Origin of the sequence: Amycolatopsis sp. Poz14 (genome assembly GCF_006704225.1) — a bacterium.
GTDB classification, from domain to species: Bacteria; Actinomycetota; Actinomycetes; order Mycobacteriales; family Pseudonocardiaceae; genus Amycolatopsis; species Amycolatopsis nivea.
The window spans coordinates 8033424-8049442 of sequence record NZ_JACLHD010000001.1 but is presented as its reverse complement, the minus strand read 5'-3'; the positions used below and the strand labels follow the sequence as shown (position 1 = coordinate 8049442).

Annotated in this window: 13 protein-coding genes; 8 read left to right on the top strand and 5 right to left on the bottom strand. The window is 68.6% G+C overall.

The features are described from left to right. The first annotated feature begins 12 nt into the window (after positions 1-12). Positions 13-390 carry a VOC family protein gene (locus FKO37_RS37310; protein WP_134668192.1) on the top strand — a complete coding sequence of 126 codons (378 nt, stop codon included), beginning with the start codon at positions 13-15 and terminating at the stop codon, positions 388-390. 636 nt (positions 391-1026) lie between these two features. Here FKO37_RS37310 and FKO37_RS37305 read toward each other — a convergent pair. Then, the gene (locus FKO37_RS37305; RefSeq protein ID WP_238607544.1) at positions 1027-2157 is read right to left on the bottom strand and encodes a steroid 3-ketoacyl-CoA thiolase; all 1131 of its coding nucleotides are present in this window, start codon (positions 2155-2157) and stop codon (positions 1027-1029) included. 256 nt (positions 2158-2413) lie between these two features. On the opposite strand from FKO37_RS37305, the gene FKO37_RS37300 reads away from it, so the two are divergent. The 3 genes from FKO37_RS37300 (at position 2414) to FKO37_RS37290 (ending at position 5564) form a co-directional block, all read left to right on the top strand. After that, complete coding sequence (locus FKO37_RS37300; RefSeq protein ID WP_037809990.1) at positions 2414-3640, top strand: cytochrome P450; 1227 nt, start codon at positions 2414-2416, stop codon at positions 3638-3640. 66 nt (positions 3641-3706) lie between these two features. Continuing rightward, complete coding sequence (locus FKO37_RS37295) at positions 3707-4492, top strand: transglutaminase family protein (protein ID WP_037809991.1); 786 nt, start codon at positions 3707-3709, stop codon at positions 4490-4492. Between the two features lie 43 nt (positions 4493-4535). Continuing rightward, positions 4536-5564, top strand: coding sequence for a YhjD/YihY/BrkB family envelope integrity protein (locus tag FKO37_RS37290; RefSeq protein WP_134668190.1), 1029 nt, complete (start codon positions 4536-4538; stop codon positions 5562-5564). On the opposite strand, the gene FKO37_RS37285 is transcribed toward FKO37_RS37290, so the two are convergent. Genes FKO37_RS37285 through FKO37_RS37275 form a run of 3 tightly spaced genes read right to left on the bottom strand, consistent with a single transcriptional unit; the run spans position 5561 to position 8760 of the window. Then, positions 5561-6721 carry a thiolase domain-containing protein gene (locus FKO37_RS37285; protein WP_134731192.1) on the bottom strand — a complete coding sequence of 387 codons (1161 nt, stop codon included), beginning with the start codon at positions 6719-6721 and terminating at the stop codon, positions 5561-5563. The two genes, FKO37_RS37290 and FKO37_RS37285, sit on opposite strands and share 4 nt — an antisense overlap. Then, a complete protein-coding gene (locus FKO37_RS37280; RefSeq protein WP_238607543.1) occupies positions 6718-7770 on the bottom strand; it encodes a thiolase domain-containing protein in 1053 nt (350 codons plus the stop codon). The genes FKO37_RS37285 and FKO37_RS37280 overlap by 4 nt, the downstream gene beginning before the upstream one ends. Positions 7771-7776: 6 nt before the next feature. After that, a complete protein-coding gene (locus tag FKO37_RS37275; RefSeq protein ID WP_037809997.1) occupies positions 7777-8760 on the bottom strand; it encodes a Zn-ribbon domain-containing OB-fold protein in 984 nt (327 codons plus the stop codon). 81 nt (positions 8761-8841) lie between these two features. On the opposite strand from FKO37_RS37275, the gene FKO37_RS37270 reads away from it, so the two are divergent. Then, complete coding sequence (locus FKO37_RS37270) at positions 8842-10371, top strand: acyl-CoA synthetase (RefSeq protein ID WP_238607542.1); 1530 nt, start codon at positions 8842-8844, stop codon at positions 10369-10371. A gap of 451 nt (positions 10372-10822) precedes the next feature. Further along, a protein-coding gene (locus FKO37_RS37260; RefSeq protein ID WP_374204288.1) for an IS3 family transposase occupies positions 10823-11988 on the top strand; the annotation gives its coding sequence in 2 pieces (ribosomal slippage) (positions 10823-11089 and positions 11092-11988; 1164 coding nt in all). A gap of 465 nt (positions 11989-12453) precedes the next feature. On the opposite strand, the gene FKO37_RS37255 is transcribed toward FKO37_RS37260, so the two are convergent. Continuing rightward, positions 12454-13242, bottom strand: coding sequence for a crotonase/enoyl-CoA hydratase family protein (locus FKO37_RS37255; RefSeq protein WP_238607541.1), 789 nt, complete (start codon positions 13240-13242; stop codon positions 12454-12456). A 65-nt stretch (positions 13243-13307) separates the two neighbouring features. On the opposite strand from FKO37_RS37255, the gene FKO37_RS37250 reads away from it, so the two are divergent. Together FKO37_RS37250 and FKO37_RS37245 are read left to right on the top strand one after the other, a co-directional pair. Then, positions 13308-14903: an acyl-CoA synthetase gene (locus FKO37_RS37250; protein ID WP_238607540.1), complete on the top strand. Its 1596-nt coding sequence runs from the start codon at positions 13308-13310 to the stop codon at positions 14901-14903. Positions 14904-14911: 8 nt separating this feature from the next. Then, positions 14912-16018: a nitronate monooxygenase family protein gene (locus tag FKO37_RS37245; RefSeq protein ID WP_238607539.1), complete on the top strand. Its 1107-nt coding sequence runs from the start codon at positions 14912-14914 to the stop codon at positions 16016-16018. The last annotated feature ends 1 nt before the right edge of the window (position 16019 follow it).

Genomic DNA, 16019 nt, shown 5'->3' with positions numbered 1-16019 from the left:
TAGCCTGGGCTGATGAAACTCACGTCCACCGTCCTCGACGCGCCCGACCCCCGAGCGCTGGCCGAGTTCTACCGGGAACTGCTCGGATGGCCGATCGGCGCCGACGAACCGGAGTGGGTCACGTTGCGTCCTTCCGGCGGTGGGGCTGGTCTGTCGTTTCAGCTGGAGACGCAGTACGTGCCGCCAGTGTGGCCTGTCGACGCGGGGAAGCAGCAGATGCAACTGCACCTCGACTTCGAGGTCGACGGACGCGCCGCGCTGGAAGCCGCAGTCACGAAGGCGGTCGCGGCCGGGGCTCGGATGGCCGAGTTTCAGCCGCAACAGCACGTGCGCGTGCTGCTGGATCCGGTTGGGCATCCGTTCTGCTTCTGGACTGACGACCGGCCTTAACCGCCACCGCACCGGCGGCGGAAGTTTCGGTCGCTGGCGCTCTAGAGCCGTGGCATCGCACGCCCCTTTTCCGCCGCGTCCCGGGTGAGAGTTGCCTTGCCGCAGCTGAATTGTGCCAGCGCGGCAAGAAGCGAGCCCGGACCCGACCGGGCCCGGGCTGCCTGCTCAGCTCCGCTTCCAGTTCGTCGCGGCCGCGGCGCTCCGCTGGCACAGCTGCGCTTCCGGTTTGTCGCGGCGGGTGGTGTTCTGTTGGTTCGGCTGCCCTTCCGGTTTGTCGCGGCCAGCGGTGCTGTGCTGGCACAGTTGCGCTTCCGGATTGTGGCGGCGGGTGGTGTTCTGTGGGCTCGGTTGCGCTTCCGGTTTGTTCCGGCGGGCGGTGCTTTGCTGGTTCGGTGGGGGTTCCGGATTGTGGCGGCGGGCGGTGCTCTGCTGGCTCGGCCGTGCTTCCGGTTCGTCGCGGCCACGGTGCTCGGCGCTTCGGGTTTGTCGCAGCGGCGGTGTCCTGTTGGCCCGGCTGGGCTTCGGGTTTGCCGCGGAGGCACCGCTCCGCCAGCTCAGCTCCGGCCCCAATCCGTCGCAAGGCCGCTGCTCCGCCAGCTCAGCCCCAATCCGTCGCAGCGGCCCTGCCCGTCCAGCTCAGATCCGCTCCAGAATCGTCGCCGTAGCCATCGCCCCGCCCGCGCACATCGACACCAGCGCCGTCGTCGCGTCGCGGCGTTCCAGTTCGTGCAGGGCGGTCGTCAGCAGTCGCGCGCCGGTGCTGCCCACCGGGTGTCCCAGTGCGATCGCTCCGCCGTTGACGTTCACTCGCGTCTCGTCCGGATTGTGCATGCGCTGCCACGAAAGCACGACCGACGCGAAGGCCTCGTTCACCTCGAACAGGTCCACGTCGCCGATCTTCATGCCGGCCGCCTCGAGGACCCGCGTCGTCGCTTGCACCGGGCCGTCCAGGTGGTAGTACGGTTCCGCGCCGACCAATGCCTGCCGCCGGATCCGGGCGCGCGGGTGCAGGCCCAGCGAACGGGCCAGCGACGCGTCCATGATCAGCACCGCCGCGGCGCCGTCGGAGATTTGGGACGACGAGCCCGCCGTGTGGATTCCGTCCGGCACCACAGGCTTCAACCGCGCCAGACCGTCCATTGTGGTCTCTCGCAGGCCCTGATCCCGGTCCACCACACCGGCTTCCGTCGTGACCGGCACGATTTCCCGCGAGAAATGCCCGGCCGACCACGCGGCGGCGGCGTTGGCCTGCGACCGCACTCCGAACGCGTCGACGTCCTCGCGCGTGATGCCTCGCCGGATCGCGATCCGTTCCGCCGCACCGTATTGGTCCGGCATGTCGATCGACCACGCGTCCGGTTTGGGGGAGCCGACGCCCTCGCCGCGGTTCGCGCCGAGCGGCACCCGGCTCATCGCTTCCGCACCGCACGCCACGCCGACGCTGATCGCGTCCGCCGCGATCAAGCCGGCGACCAGATGCGCGGCCTGCTGCGCCGAACCGCATTGCGCGTCGATCGTCGTGGCCCCGGTCGATTCCGGCAGGCCCGCGTGCAGCCACGCGGTGCGGGTCAGGTTGCCGCACTGCTCGCCCGCCTGCGTGACCGCTCCGCCGATCACCTGCTCCACCTCGGCCGGATCGATGCCCGCCCGTTCGACCACCCCGCGCACCGCCGCGCCCAGCAGTTCGGCCGCGTGCAGGCCGGACAGCCACCCGCCGCGCTTGCCGATCGGCGTGCGTGCCGCGGCCACGATCACCGGTTCGCCCACGAGTGTCCCCTTCCGGAAGCCCTGTACCTCGCAAAACTAGAACACGTTCCTGTTAATGACAAGCGAGCGCACGACAGCGCGGAAGTCGATCACGAACCGATGAGCGAGCGCTCACCTGCGCCAACAGCTTCTGGAACGGTAAAGTAAACAGGTTTCACTCAAGCGGGTTCCGTTGGTTAACACCGTATGCTCTACTGGGGTCATAGAACGCGTTGCAGTTGGGTATCACCGCCGATCCCGCGCAGGAGGCCAAGCCGTGGCAGCCCCGCTTTTGCCCGCCGGTTTCGACTTCACCGATCCGGACCTCTACGCCAGCCGGCTGCCCCTGGAGGAGTTCGCCGAACTCCGCCGCACGGCGCCCGTCTGGTGGAACCCGCAGCCGCACAACACCGCCGGATTCGGCGACGACGGCTACTGGGTCGTCACGCGACACGCCGACGTCAAGGCGGTCTCGCGCGACAGCGAGCTCTACTCGTCGAGGGAAAAGACCGCGATCATCCGGTTCGACGACCAGATGACCGCCGAGGGCCTCGACGCGAACCGGCTCGTCCTGCTGAACATGGACGCGCCGCAGCACACCAAGCTCCGCCGCATCGTGTCGAAGGGGTTCACCCCGCGCTCGATCGCGAAGCTCGAGGACACCCTGCGCGACCGCGCCGAGCGGATCGTGCACGAGGCCAAGAAGAAGGGCTCCGGCGACTTCGTCACCGACGTCGCGTGCGAGCTGCCGCTGCAGGCGATCGCCGAGCTGATCGGCGTGCCGCAGGAGGACCGGCTCAAGATCTTCGACTGGTCCAACCAGATGATCGCCTACGACGACCCGGAATACGACCTCGAGCCGATCGCCGCGTCGGCGGAACTCGTCGGCTACGCCTGGAACATGGCCGAGGACCGCCGCCGCTGCCCGATGGACGACATCGTCACGAAGCTCGTCCAGGCCGACGTCGACGGCGAATCGCTCGGCTCCGACGAGTTCGGCTTCTTCGTGATCCTGCTGGCCGTCGCGGGCAACGAGACCACCCGCAACGCGATCACGCACGGCATGAAGGCGTTCCTGGACCACCCGGACCAGTGGGACGTCTTCAAGGAGCAGCGCCCGAAGACCGCGCCGGACGAGATCGTCCGCTGGGCGACGCCGGTCGTCGCGTTCCAGCGCACCGCGACCCGCGACACCGAACTGGGCGGCGCGCAGATCCGCAAGGGCGACCGCGTCGGGATGTTCTACAGCTCGGCCAACTTCGACCCCGAGGTCTTCGACGAGCCCGGCAAATTCGACATCCTGCGCGAGGACAACCAGCACGTCGGCTTCGGCGGCACCGGATCGCACTACTGCATCGGCGCGAACCTGGCGCGGCTGGAGATCGACCTGATCTTCAACGCGATCGCCGAGGTCATGCCGAACATCGCCGAGGTGTCCGCTCCCGAGCGGCTGCGTTCCAGCTGGCTCAACGGGATCAAGCACTACCAGGTCCGCTACGCCTGAGCAGGCGAAACGCCCGGGGACACGACCTGACCGGCAAGGAGCGCGGCGCACCGGCATGATGGCCCCGTGCGCACGACGGTAGACGCGGAATTCGGCGTCCGGGTGACGAAACCCGGTCTCGCCGCGATCTCGGTCGCCGCCGTGCGCGCGGACGCCGGCGAACTCACCGTGTCCGACGCCGGTTCCGCGCGCACCGCCGAGTTCGAACACGGCACGCGCGCGGAGGTGTACGACCTCGCCGAGGGCGAGCATCGCGTCGCCTATCACGGCGAACGCGTGCTGCACCGCGGCAACGCCGAACCCGTCACGCTCGCCGACATCGCGCGGTACACCCGGCCCAGCCGGTACTGCCCGTCCGACCGGATGGGCGGACTGCTGCCGCCGGGCATCGGAGAACTGGACGGCGCGCGGGCACGAGTGCAGGCGATCGTCGACCACGTACACCGCAGGCTCGTGTACGCCGTCGGTTCCGGCGGCCCCACCCACGACGCCATCGACACGCTCCTCGCCGGCGAAGGCGTCTGTCGCGACTTCGCGCACGTATGCGTCGCGCTGTGCCGACTCGTCGACGTACCCGCGCGCTACACCTCGGTCTACGCGCCGGGTTTGCAGCCGATGGACTTCCACGCAGTCTTCGAAGCAGGCATCGACGGCCGCTGGTACGTCTTCGACGCCACCCGGTTGGCCCCGCGCCAGACCATGCTCCGCATCGCGACCGGACGCGACGCCGCCGACACCCCGTTCCTCGCGACGCTGGGCTGCGAACTCGACTTCCTCGGCGCGACCGTCTTCGCCACGACCGACGAGCCGCTGCCGCGTGACGACGGGCACGCCCCGGTCGTACTGGCCTGAATGCGTGTCTTTTGCGACAAACAGCGCGTCCGCTGGGTAAACAGTGACGGTGAAGCGTTCCCGCAGGACCCCCGGGCCGAGCAAGTGGGCCCGCGCGCGTGCCCGGTACCGATGGCTGGACCACATCGCGCGCGCCACCAACCGGTACATCGACTACGGCGGCTACCACTACGTCGCGTCGATCACCTACTTCAGCCTGCTCTCGCTGGTGCCGATCCTCATGCTGTCCTCGTCGGCGGCCGGGTTCGTGCTCGCGACGCAGCCGCATCTGCTGGACGCGCTGGTGCGCGGCATTTCCGGATCGCTGCCCGGCCCGATCGGCACCCAGGTGTCGTCGATCCTGACCGGGTTCGTGGAGCAGCGCACCGGCGTCGGGGTCGCCGGTCTCGTGGTCGGGCTGTACTCCGGCTGGAACTGGATGAACGCGCTGCGGGACGCGCTCACCGCGATGTACGGCCAGAACCGGTCCGACGGGCCGCTGCTGCGCACGATCCTCATGGACATCCTGGCGTTGCTCGGGCTCGCCGCGGCGCTGCTGGTGTCGTTCGGGATCTCGGTGTCCGGCACCGCGGTCGGCCGTTCCCTGCTCGGGCTGGTCGGGGTCGAGGACACGAGCTGGGGACACAACCTGCTGTCGTTCGTGTCGGTGCCGCTGGCGCTGCTCGCGGACTGGATGGTGTTCCTGTGGGTGCTCACCCGGTTGCCGCGCGAGCGGGTCGGATGGCGCAGCGCGATGCGCGGCGCGGTCGCCGCGGCGATCGGATTCGAGCTGCTCAAACTTGCCGGCGGGTTCTACCTGAACTTGATCAGCAAGTCGCCGTCCGGCGTGGCGTTCGGTTCGGTGATCGGTCTGCTGTTCTTCATCTCGCTGATCGCGCGGATGCTCGTGTACATCACCGCCTGGACCGCCACCGCCCGCGACGCTCCGCGCAAACCGATCCAGCCCCCGGCGGCGACGCAGCTGCGCCCGATCATCGCGCCCAAGCAGGACAGCGCGAAGGCGGCCGTGCTGGGCGCGGTGGTCGGGGCGCTGGGGACGTTGTTCGCCTTGCGGGGGCGGCGGAGAGACTAGGGCTTTTCCGAGCCGACGACCCACATGCTGAAGTACTGCGAGCCGCCGCCGTAGGCGTGCCCCATCGCGATCCGGGCGCCATCCACCTGGTAGTCGCCAGCGCGGCCCATCACCTGCTTGGCCGCCTCGGAGAACCGCAGCATCCCGGACGCGCCAATGGGATTCGACGACAGCACGCCGCCGGACGGGTTCACTGGCAGCCGTCCGCCGATCGCGGTGTCGCCTGCTTCGGTGATCTTCCAGCCCTCGCCCTCGGCGGCGAAGCCGAGGTTTTCCAGCCACATCGGCTCGAACCAGGAGAACGGCACGTAGATCTCCGCGACGTCCACTTCGGACAGTGGGTCCTTGATGCCCGCGTCGCGCCACAACGCGGCGGCCGCGTCGCGACCGGCTTGCGGGCTGACCTGATCGCGTCCGGCGAACGTCGTGGGCTCGGTCCGCATCGCCGTCGAATGGATCCACGCCGCGCCGCCCGGCACCGCGTCGCCGGCGGCTTCGTCGCCGAGCACCATCGCACAGGCGCCGTCGGAGGACGGACACGTTTCGTCGTACCGGATCGGGTCCCACAGCATCTGCGACGCCTGCACCGACTCGACCGTGATGTCGGACTGTTGCAAGTGCGCGAACGGATTCAGCGCGCCATTGCGCCGATCCTTCGCCGCCACGATCGCCCCAATGTGCTCGGGCGCACCAGAACGACGAATATACGACCGCACGTGTGGCGCGAAATAGCCACCAGCGCCAGCGCCGACCGGCATCTGGAACGGCGGCAGGATCGACAGGCCCCACATCGCGTTCGATTCGGACTGCTTCTCGAACGCCACCGTCAGCACGCGCCGGTGCACGCCGGACTGGATCAGCGAAGTGGCGACCAGCGCGGTCGACCCGCCGACCGAACCCGCGGTGTGCACGCGAATCAACGGTTTCCCGTTCGCGCCCAACGAGTCCGCGAGGAACAGTTCGGGCATCATGACGCCCTCGAACAGGTCCGGCGCCTTGCCGATCACGACGGCCTCGATGTCGTCCCAGCCGACCTGGGCGTCCGCCATCGCGCGGTCGATCGCTTCGCGGAGCAGACCGGCCATCGACACGTCGGTGCGCTTCGCGCGGTGGTGCGTCTGCCCGGTCCCGAGCACCGCGGCGAGCTGTTTCGTCATCGTGCCTCCAGCACGGCGAGGAGGTTCTGCTGCAGGGCAGGTCCGCTGGTCGCGTGGGCGAGCGTCTTCGCCGCCTCGCCGCGGTGGATGCGCGCGGCGGCCTCGCCGATGCGCGCGAGCCCGGCGGAGAACATGGGATTGCCGGTGAGCGCGCCGCCGGACGGGTTGATCCGGACGCTGTCATCAAGACTCAGTTCGCGGCGCAGGATGAGTTCCTGGTGCGTGAACGGTGCGTGCAGTTCGGCCAGCTCGACCCCGTCGAGATCCAGCCGGGCCGCGGCTGCGGCGGTCGACGGGGAACGCGTGAGGTCGCGCGCGCCGAGAACGGGGGAGTCGATGCGGTGGTCCAGCCCGGAGATGATCGCGGGCCGCTCCACGAGGTCGCGGGCTCGTTCCTCCGAAGCCAGGATGATCACCGAAGCGCCATCTGTCACCGGCGCGATGTCATGTGCGCGAAGGGGATCGGCGACGTAAGGGGTGTCGAGCAGTTCGGCGACGTCCACCGTTCCGGACAGTTGTGCGGCCGGGTTGTTCGCCGCGTCCGCCCGTGAGCGGGCAGCGACTTCGGCCAAGTCCTTTTCGGACCACAGCCCGCCTTCGAGACCCAACCGGGCTTGCAACCCAGCGATCGCCAGCGAATCCGGCCACAGCGGGGTGACGAGGTACGGGTCCAGCTGCATCGCCATGACCCGGCGGAGCTGTCCGGCGCTGGCTTTGCCGAATCCGTACACCAGCGCGGTGTCGACCTCGCCGGTGCGGATCTTCAGCCAGGCTTCGTACAACGCCCAGGCGGCGTCCATTTCCACATGGGACTCGTTGATCGGCGGGAACGCGCCCAGCGCGTCGACCGCGGCGATGAACGAAAACGCGCGCCCGGCAAGGTAATCCGACGAGCCGGAGCACCAGAATCCGATGTCTTGTTTGGACAGTCCGGTCGCGGCGAAGGCCTCGGCGAGGATCGGCACGAGCATTTCCACGCCGTTGGTGGTGCCCTCGGTCTTGCGGACGTTGGGCGCCTGCGCGAAACCGGCTACGGCTACTTCAGGCATGGTTCCTCACAGGTGGTGGGCGAAGGTCTCGTACTCGGCGTCCGGCTCGCCGGTGGGCTCGAAGTGGCTGATGTTCTCCAGCGACGTCCACCATTCCTCGCGCGGCCGCCAGTTGGCGCGCACGCGCATGCCCATCCGGACCTCCTCGGCGGCGCAGCCGAGCACCAGGTGCAGGAAGGCGATGTCGGCCCCGTCCAGCAGGATGTAGGCCGCGACGTACGGCGGTTTGATGCGCTGGCCGAGGAACGGCACATTGACGATGCAGAACGTCGTGACGATGCCGGTGTCGGGCAGTTCCACCTCGTCGGTGGTCGGCACGCCGTCGACCGGGCACGCGCCGCGCGGCGGAATGTAGACCTTGCCGCATTCGGGGCAGCGCTGGCCGAGCATCCGGCCTTCGGCGAGACCGCGCAGGTACCGGCTTTCCTCCGGCGACGCGGAATGCTGGTATTTCAGGTGCACCGGCGTGATGATCACGCTGACCGGCGCGCCTTCCTCGCGTTCCGCCACCGGCGGTGCGGCCTCGGTGGGCGTGGTGTCCGGCGCGTCGGCGGGCAGGAAGTACGCGATGTCGCGGATGTGGCCGACGGTTTCGTCGGCCCACCGTACGCGCACCCGCTGTCCGATGTGGACATTGTCCGGGGAGCCGGCGTCGAGGGCATGGAGCAGGCTCGTGTCCGCGCCGTCGAGTTTCACCAGCACCCAGGCGAACGGGCGCGACAGCGGCTGGCCGTCGAGCGGATCCGCGCACCAGGACCAGGAAACGACGGTGCCTTCGTCGGCGACCGGGACGAACTCCGTCAACGGGTCCGCGGTGGCCGGGTCGTACTCGACCGGCGGCACGTGCACGCGACCGTCGCTGCCGCGCACGCCTTCGATCCGGCGTTCGCGAAGCGCGTTGACGAACCGGCCGAGCACGGGGCCGGTCGAACGGGTGTAGTCGAAGCCGACGTTGAGCGGCGCCGACAGAGGGGCATCCGAAACCGTCACGGCTCCGAGTGAAACACGTTCTCGAATCCGAGGCAAGGAACCTGTTGTGTCTATGTGGAACGCGTTCTAGATTTGGGAGCTATGGACCTGGGACTGTGGACCATCGCCGCGGCCGAGCCCGCCCGGGTGGCGCTGGTGGATCCGGACGGGCGGGAAATTTCCTACGGCGATCTGACGGCGAAAGCAAACCGGTACGCCTCGGGGCTGCGCGAGCTCGGCCTCGGCGTCGGCGACGCGGTAGTGCTGCTGCTGCCGAACGGCGACGACCTGGTCGCGGCGTACTTCGCGGCGATCCAGACCGGGCTGTACGTGGTGGTGGTGAACTGGCATCTCGTCGGACCGGAAGTCGCGTACATCCTCTCCGACAGCGGAGCCAAGGCGTTTCTGGCGCACGAGCGGTTCGCCGACGTCGCGGTGGCTGCGGCTGACGAGGCCGAACTGCCTGCTTCGGCGCGGTTCGCCGTCGGTTCGGTGCCGGGCTTCCGCCGGGTCGAGGAATTGGGTGCCGGGCTCGGGGACGGGCGGCCGGACAACCGGACCGCCGGGTCGCCGATGCTCTACACCTCGGGCACGACCGGACGGCCCAAGGGAGTCAAGCGGCCGTTGACCGGAGCGGATCCGGATCAGGTGCCTGCTGCTTCGACGTGGTTCTTCGGGGTGTTCGGGCTGCAGCCGTTCGACGAGCACGTGCATCTGTGCGGGTCGCCGCTGTATCACACGGCGGTGCTGAATTTTGTGGCTATTTCGCTGCAGCTGGGGCATACCGCGGTGCTGATGGATCGTTGGGACGCCGAGGAAATGCTGCGGCTGATCGAGCGGCATCGGGTCACGCACAGCCATATGGTGCCGACTCAGTTCCGGCGGTTGCTTGCCCTGCCGGACGACGTGCGCACGAAATACGATCTGAGTTCGCTGCGCGTGATGATTCACGGGGCCGCGCCTTGCCCGCTTGAGGTGAAGCGGCAAATGCTCGAGTGGTGGGGCCCTGTCGTTACTGAGTACTACGCGGCGACTGAGGGCGGCGGGACGGTGATTTCCGGCGAGGACTGGTTGCGGAAGCCCGGGTCGGTCGGGTTGCCGTGGCCGGGGTCGACGATCCGGATTCTCGACGATGCCGGGGAAGAAGTGCCGGTCGGCGAGACCGGTGCGGTGTACATGAAGATGGGCGACTCGAAGTTCGAGTATCACCGGGACAAGGCCAAGACGGAGAAGGCCCGGGTCGGGGATTTGTTCACGTTGGGTGACGTCGGGCATCTCGACGAGGACGGGTATTTGTTCCTGCATGACCGCAAGGCCGACATGATCATTTCCGGCGGGGTGAACATTTATCCCGCGGAGATCGAGGGGGAGTTGGTGATGCATCCGAAGATCGCGGACGTCGCGGTGTTCGGGGTGCCGCATGAGGATTGGGGGGAGGAGATCAAGGCGGTGGTGCAGCCCGCGGAGGGGGTTGAGGGGTCGGAGGAGTTGACGGCTGAGCTGCTGGCTTATGCGGAGACTCGGCTGGCTCGGTTCAAGTTGCCTCGGTCGGTGGATTATTTGCCGGAATTGCCTCGGGATCCGAATGGGAAGTTGTATAAGCGGAAGTTGCGGGAGTTGTACGTTTCTTGAGGTGAGTTGTTGCGGCTGGGCCTGGTGTCTCGCACGCGGAGCGTGCGGTGGGTCCGCTGCGCTTCGGCGGGGGCTCGCCGCCCCTCGACTGGTCGTTGGGTCGGGCTCACCGCCCCTCGGCCCGGCCGTGGGATGGGCCCATCGACCCTCGGCCTGGTGGCTGTGTGGGTCGCTGGCCTTCGGCCTGGTCGTGGGGTGGGGCTCACCGTCCCTCGACTGGTCGTGGGGTGGGGGCTCGCCGTCCCTCGGCTTGGTCGTGGGATGGGCCCATCACCCCTGAGGCTGGTCGTTGGGTGGGCCGCTGGCCTTCGGCCCTGTCGTGGGATGGGGGCTCACCGCCCGTCAGCTGGTCGCTAGGTGGGGCCCACCACCCCTCAGCCTGATTGTGTGAGGTTCCCCCGGTGTGCCGGACACTCTGATCCTTGGCTTTGGCCTGGGGAAGGATGTTGTTGTGTCTGGTTCGTCGAGGTATCCGGAGGAGTTCCGGCGGGACGCGGTCGCGTTGGCGCGGTCGGCGTCTCGTCCGTTGGCGCAGGTGGCTCGTGAGCTGGGGGTGAATCACGAGACCCTGCGGACGTGGGTGCGGGCCGCCGACCGCGCCGACCAGGCGGCCGCGACCGGCGGCGACGCCGCGGAGCGGGAACTGCGGCAGCTGCGCAAGCGGGTGGCGGAGCTGGAGAAAGAGAAGGAGATCCTGCGGAAAGCGGCCGCCTATTTCGCGCAGGAGATGGATCGTTGACCCGCAGCTACCGGTTCATCTCCGAACACCGCGGCGCCTACGGCGTCGCCCGGCTGTGCCGTGTCCTCGATGTGCGCCGTCCCGGTTTCTACGAGTGGCTCGCCGCCGGCCCGGCCCGCGAACAGCGGGCCGCCGGCGAGGACCGGCTGGCCGGGGAGATCATCGAGATCCACGCTGCTCACCAGGGTGCTTACGGCAGTCCGAGAATCACCGCGGAACTGCGCCGCCGCGGCGAAGCGGTCAACCACAAGCGCGTCGAGCGGGTGATGCGCGAACGCGGGATCGCCGGATTCACCCGTCGCCGGCGGCAGTCGCTGACCCGCCCCGACACCGCCGCGGCCGCGCCGGATCTGATCGGCCGCGACTTCACCGCCGACGCGCCGGGACAGCGGCTGGTCGGGGACATCACCTACCTGCCCACGCAGGAAGGCTGGCTTTATCTCGCGACCGTGCTCGACCTGCACACCCGCGAAATCGTCGGCCACGCCCTCGCCCCGCACATGCGCGCCGGCCTGGTCTGCGACGCGATCACCCTCGCCGCGGACCGCGGCCTGGTCAACGCGGGCGCGGTGTTCCACTCCGACCGCGGCACCCAATACGCCTCAGCGGAATTCCGCGCCACCCTCGCCGCACACGGCATCCGCCCGTCGATGGGCCGGACCGGGTCCTGCTACGACAACGCCGCCGCCGAGTCCTTCTTCGCCACCCTCAAAACCGAAATCGGCACCCGCTCCTGGACCACCCGCCACCACGCACGCGAAGCCGTCTTCGCCTACCTCGCCTACTACAACCACGACCGGCTGCACTCCACCCTCGGCTACCGCACACCACACGAAACCCGCCTGAACTATCGTCACCACCACGCCCACGCGGCATGAAACCCGGTGTCCGACCGCCGGGGGAAACCTCAGTGACTACGGCGCGGGGGTGCTTGTCAAGGCGGGAAAGATGCCTTGACAAGCACCCCCGCGCCGTGTTTTTGGCTGTGTATCGGGGTTGCGGGGGTGTGGGTGCCTTGATTGGTTGGGTGCGTCGGCTGCGGTTGGTGCGCGGCTTGGGTGGTTGGTTGCGGTGGGGTTCGCGGGTGGCGGTTTAGCGCCCCAATGTGGCATTGGGTGCATGTGACGCACCGAATGTGGCATTGGGTGCATCCTGCGCACCCAATGTGGCGTTCGGTGCATCTGACGCACCCAATGCCGCGTTGGGGCGCATCGCGGGCGTCCGGCGTACGGGGGCGGGCGGTCCGTGAAGGGGTCCCTCACGGCGTGCGGGAGGTGCGGGAGGCGAGTGAGGGGAACCCTGGGGGAATCAGAGTCAATGAGGGGTCCCCTCACGTACCTTCGTCAGCGGCCTTGGAAGTCGGGCTTGCGTTTTTCCGTGAAGGCCCTCGGGCCTTCCTTCGCGTCGGCGGAGGCGAAGACTTCGATGCCGTATTTGGCGTCCAGTTTGAAGGCTTCTTCCTCGTGCATGCCCTCGGTGTCGCGGATGGTCTTGAGGATCGCGCGTATCGCGAGGGGGCCGTTGTCGTTGATCAGTTCAGCGAGTTCCAGCGCGCGAGCCAGCGCTTGACCGTCGGGGACGACGTGGCCTACCAGGCCTATGTCGCGTGCCTCCGCGGCGGTGATGTGCCTGCCGGTGAGGAGGAGGTCGGCGGCGACGGTGTACGGGATCTGCCTGGGCAGCCGCACGGCTGAGCCGCCCATCGGGAACAGGCCCCAGCGGGGTTCGGAGACGCCGAATTTCGCGCTCTCCGCGGCTACCCGGATGTCCGTGCCCTGCAGGATTTCCGTGCCGCCCGCGATGGCCGGGCCTTCGACTGCGGCGATGAGCGGTTTGGTGAGGCGGCGGCCCTTCAGCAGGCCCTCGATGCGGCTCGGGTCGAAGGAGCCGTTCGAGAAGGACTTGTCGGGGGCGTTGCGGGACATGGATTTCAGGTCCGCGCCCGCGCAGAACGCGCCGCCGGCGCCGGTGAGGACGCAGCTGCGCACCTGGTCGTCCGAATCCACCCGGTCCCAGGCCTCGACCATGATCGAAAGCATTTCGCCGGTGAGGGCGTTGCGGGCTTCCGGGCGGTTCATCGTCACCACGAGCGTGTGGCCTTCGAGGCTGACGAGTGCGTGGGGTTCGGCCACCGGGGCCTCCTTCTCAGCTGGCCGGGGTCATTGCCCAGAACGATAACATGTTCTACTTTGGGTGCGTGGCACTCAACATCGCGGATCTACTCGAGCACGCCGTCGACGCCGTGCCGGAACGCGTCGCGGTCGTGTGCGGCGGACGCCAGGTCACCTTCGCGCAGCTGGAGAAACGCGCGAACCGGCTGGCGCACCATCTGTCCGCGCACGGCGTGGGACCCGGTTCCCACATCGGTGTCTATTCCCGGAACTCCATCGAGGCGCTGGAAGTCATGTTCGCCGCGTACAAACTGCGCGCGATCGCGGTGAACGTGAACTACCGCTACGTCCACGGAGAACTCCGCTATCTGTTCACCAATGCCGACCTGGTGGCGCTGGTGCACGAGCGGCGCTACTCCGACCGGGTGGCGGCGGTGCTGCCGGAAACGCCAAAACTGAAACACGTTGTAGTCGTCGAGGACGGGTCGGACACGCCGTACGAGACGGGCGTCGAGTACGAGTCGGCGCTCGAGGGCGAGTCGGACGAACGCGACTTCGGCGAGCGCAGCGCCGACGACCTGTACATCCTCTACACCGGCGGCACCACCGGTTACCCCAAGGGCGTGCTGTGGCGGCACGAGGACATCTGGCGCGCGCTTGGCGGCGGCATCAACTTCGTCACCGGCGAGTACGTCCCGGACGAATGGACGCTCAGCGAACAAGGCAAATCCGGTTCGCTCGTGCGCCTGCCCGCCGCGCCGCTGATCCACGGGGCCGCGCAGTGGGCCGCGTTCGGTGCGCTGTTCACCGGCAGCCCGGTGGTGTTCGTCCCGCAGTTCGACGCGCACGACGTGTGGCGCGCGGTGCAGGAACACAAGGTGCAGGTGCTGACGATCGTCGGCGACGCGATGGCGCGGCCGCTTGTGGACGCGTACCGCTCCGGCGAATACGACGCGTCGTCGCTGGTCGCGGTGTCGAGCCACGCGGCGCTGTTCTCGCATTCGGTGAAGCAGGAATTCCTCGAGATGCTGCCGAACGTCGTGATCACCGACGCGATCGGTTCGTCGGAGAGCGGGTTCACCGGAATCGGCATGGTGGGCAAGGATTCCGACCATTCCGCCGGGCCGCGGGTGAACTTCGGCAAGGACGCCATCCTGCTCGACGACGACGGCAACCTGGTCGAACCGAAGCCCGGCGCGATCGGGCTGATCGGCCGCCGCGGGCACGTCCCGCTCGGCTATTACGGCGACCCGGAGAAAAGCCGCACCATCTTCACCGAGATCGACGGCGTCCGCTACGTCGTGCCCGGCGACTACGCGCGCTACGAGGAAGACGGCACGGTCACGTTGCTGGGCCGGGGATCGCAGTGCGTGAACACCGGCGGCGAAAAGGTGTATCCCGAAGAAGTCGAGGGCGCGCTGAAATCGCATCCGGACGTTTTCGACGCGCTGGTCATCGGCATCCCGGACGACCGGCTCGGCCAGCGCGTCGCCGCCGTCGTCCAGCCGCGGCCCGGCGTGCGGCCTGATCTGGCGGCGCTGGAAGCGCACGTGCGGACCGAGGTCGCCGGATACAAGGTGCCGCGAACGGTGTGGCTGGCCGAGGAAATCGGCCGTTCGCCGAGCGGGAAACCGGATTATCCGTGGGCCCAGCGGTACGCCGCCGAACACGAACCCGCCTAGGAGGGCGCATGCGCACATCGTTGTGCGACCGGTTCGGCATCGAGGTGCCGATTTTCGGATTCACCCCGTCGGAACACGTCGCGGCCGCGATCAGCCGCGCGGGCGGCATGGGCGTGCTGGGCTGCGTCCGGTTCAACGACGCCGCCGAACTCGACGCGGTGCTGTCCTGGATGGACGAGAACACCGACGGAAAGCCTTACGGCGTCGACATCGTGATGCCGGCGAAGATCCCGTCCGAAGGCACCCAGACCGACCTGAACGAGCTGATCCCGCCGGGACACCGGGAATTTGTCGATAAAGTGCTGAAGGACCTCGCGGTCCCGCCGCTGCCCGACGACACCGACGAACGCGCCGGGGTGCTGGGCTGGCTGCACTCGGTCGCCCGGTCCCATGTGGACGTCGCGCTGAACCACCGGATCAGCCTGATCGCCAACGCACTGGGCTCGCCCCCGGTCGACGTGATCACCCGAGCCCACGACGCGGGCGTCCCGGTGGCAGCGCTGGCGGGCAAGGGCTCGCACGCGGCTCGGCACGTCGACAACGGCGTGGATCTCGTTGTCGCACAAGGACACGAGGCAGGCGGCCACACCGGCGAGATCGCGACCATGGTGCTGGTGCCGGAAATCGCGGACGCCGTGGGCGATCGCGCCCCGGTCCTGGCAGCCGGAGGAATCGGCTCCGGCCGCCAGGTCGCCGCCGCGCTGGCACTGGGCGCTTCGGGTGCGTGGATGGGCTCGTACTGGCTCGCGACGCAGGAGTACCTCCAGACCATGCCCGAATCGGAGGCGATGCAGGACGCACTGGTCGCGGCGACCTCCGCGGACACCGTCCGGACGCGGATCTACACCGGCAAGCCAGCCCGCCTGCTGAAGACCCGCTGGACGGAGGCCTGGGCGGCGCCGGGTGCGCCGGAACCGCTGCCGATGCCGTTGCAGAACCTGCTGGTTTCCCACGCGCACAACCGGATCCACGCCGCCGCGGACCCGTCGGTGGTGTCGATGCCGGTGGGCCAGATCGTCGGCAGGATGGACCGGGTCCGCCCGGTGGCCGACGTGATGGCGGATCTGGTGCAGGGGTTCGACGAGACGGTGTCCCGGCTGGACAAGCTCCGCTGAG

What these genes read in the sequence shown, in the direction of transcription:
- FKO37_RS37310 (WP_134668192.1), top strand. Translation starts at nt 13, where the DNA reads ATGAAACTCACGTCCACCGTCCTCGACGCGCCCGACCCCCGAGCGCTG.
- FKO37_RS37285 (WP_134731192.1), bottom strand. Translation starts at nt 6,721, where the DNA reads ATGACGAAACAGCTCGCCGCGGTGCTCGGGACCGGGCAGACGCACCAC.
- FKO37_RS37280 (WP_238607543.1), bottom strand. Translation starts at nt 7,770, where the DNA reads ATGCCTGAAGTAGCCGTAGCCGGTTTCGCGCAGGCGCCCAACGTCCGC.
- FKO37_RS37270 (WP_238607542.1), top strand. Translation starts at nt 8,842, where the DNA reads ATGGACCTGGGACTGTGGACCATCGCCGCGGCCGAGCCCGCCCGGGTG.
- FKO37_RS37245 (WP_238607539.1), top strand. Translation starts at nt 14,912, where the DNA reads ATGCGCACATCGTTGTGCGACCGGTTCGGCATCGAGGTGCCGATTTTC.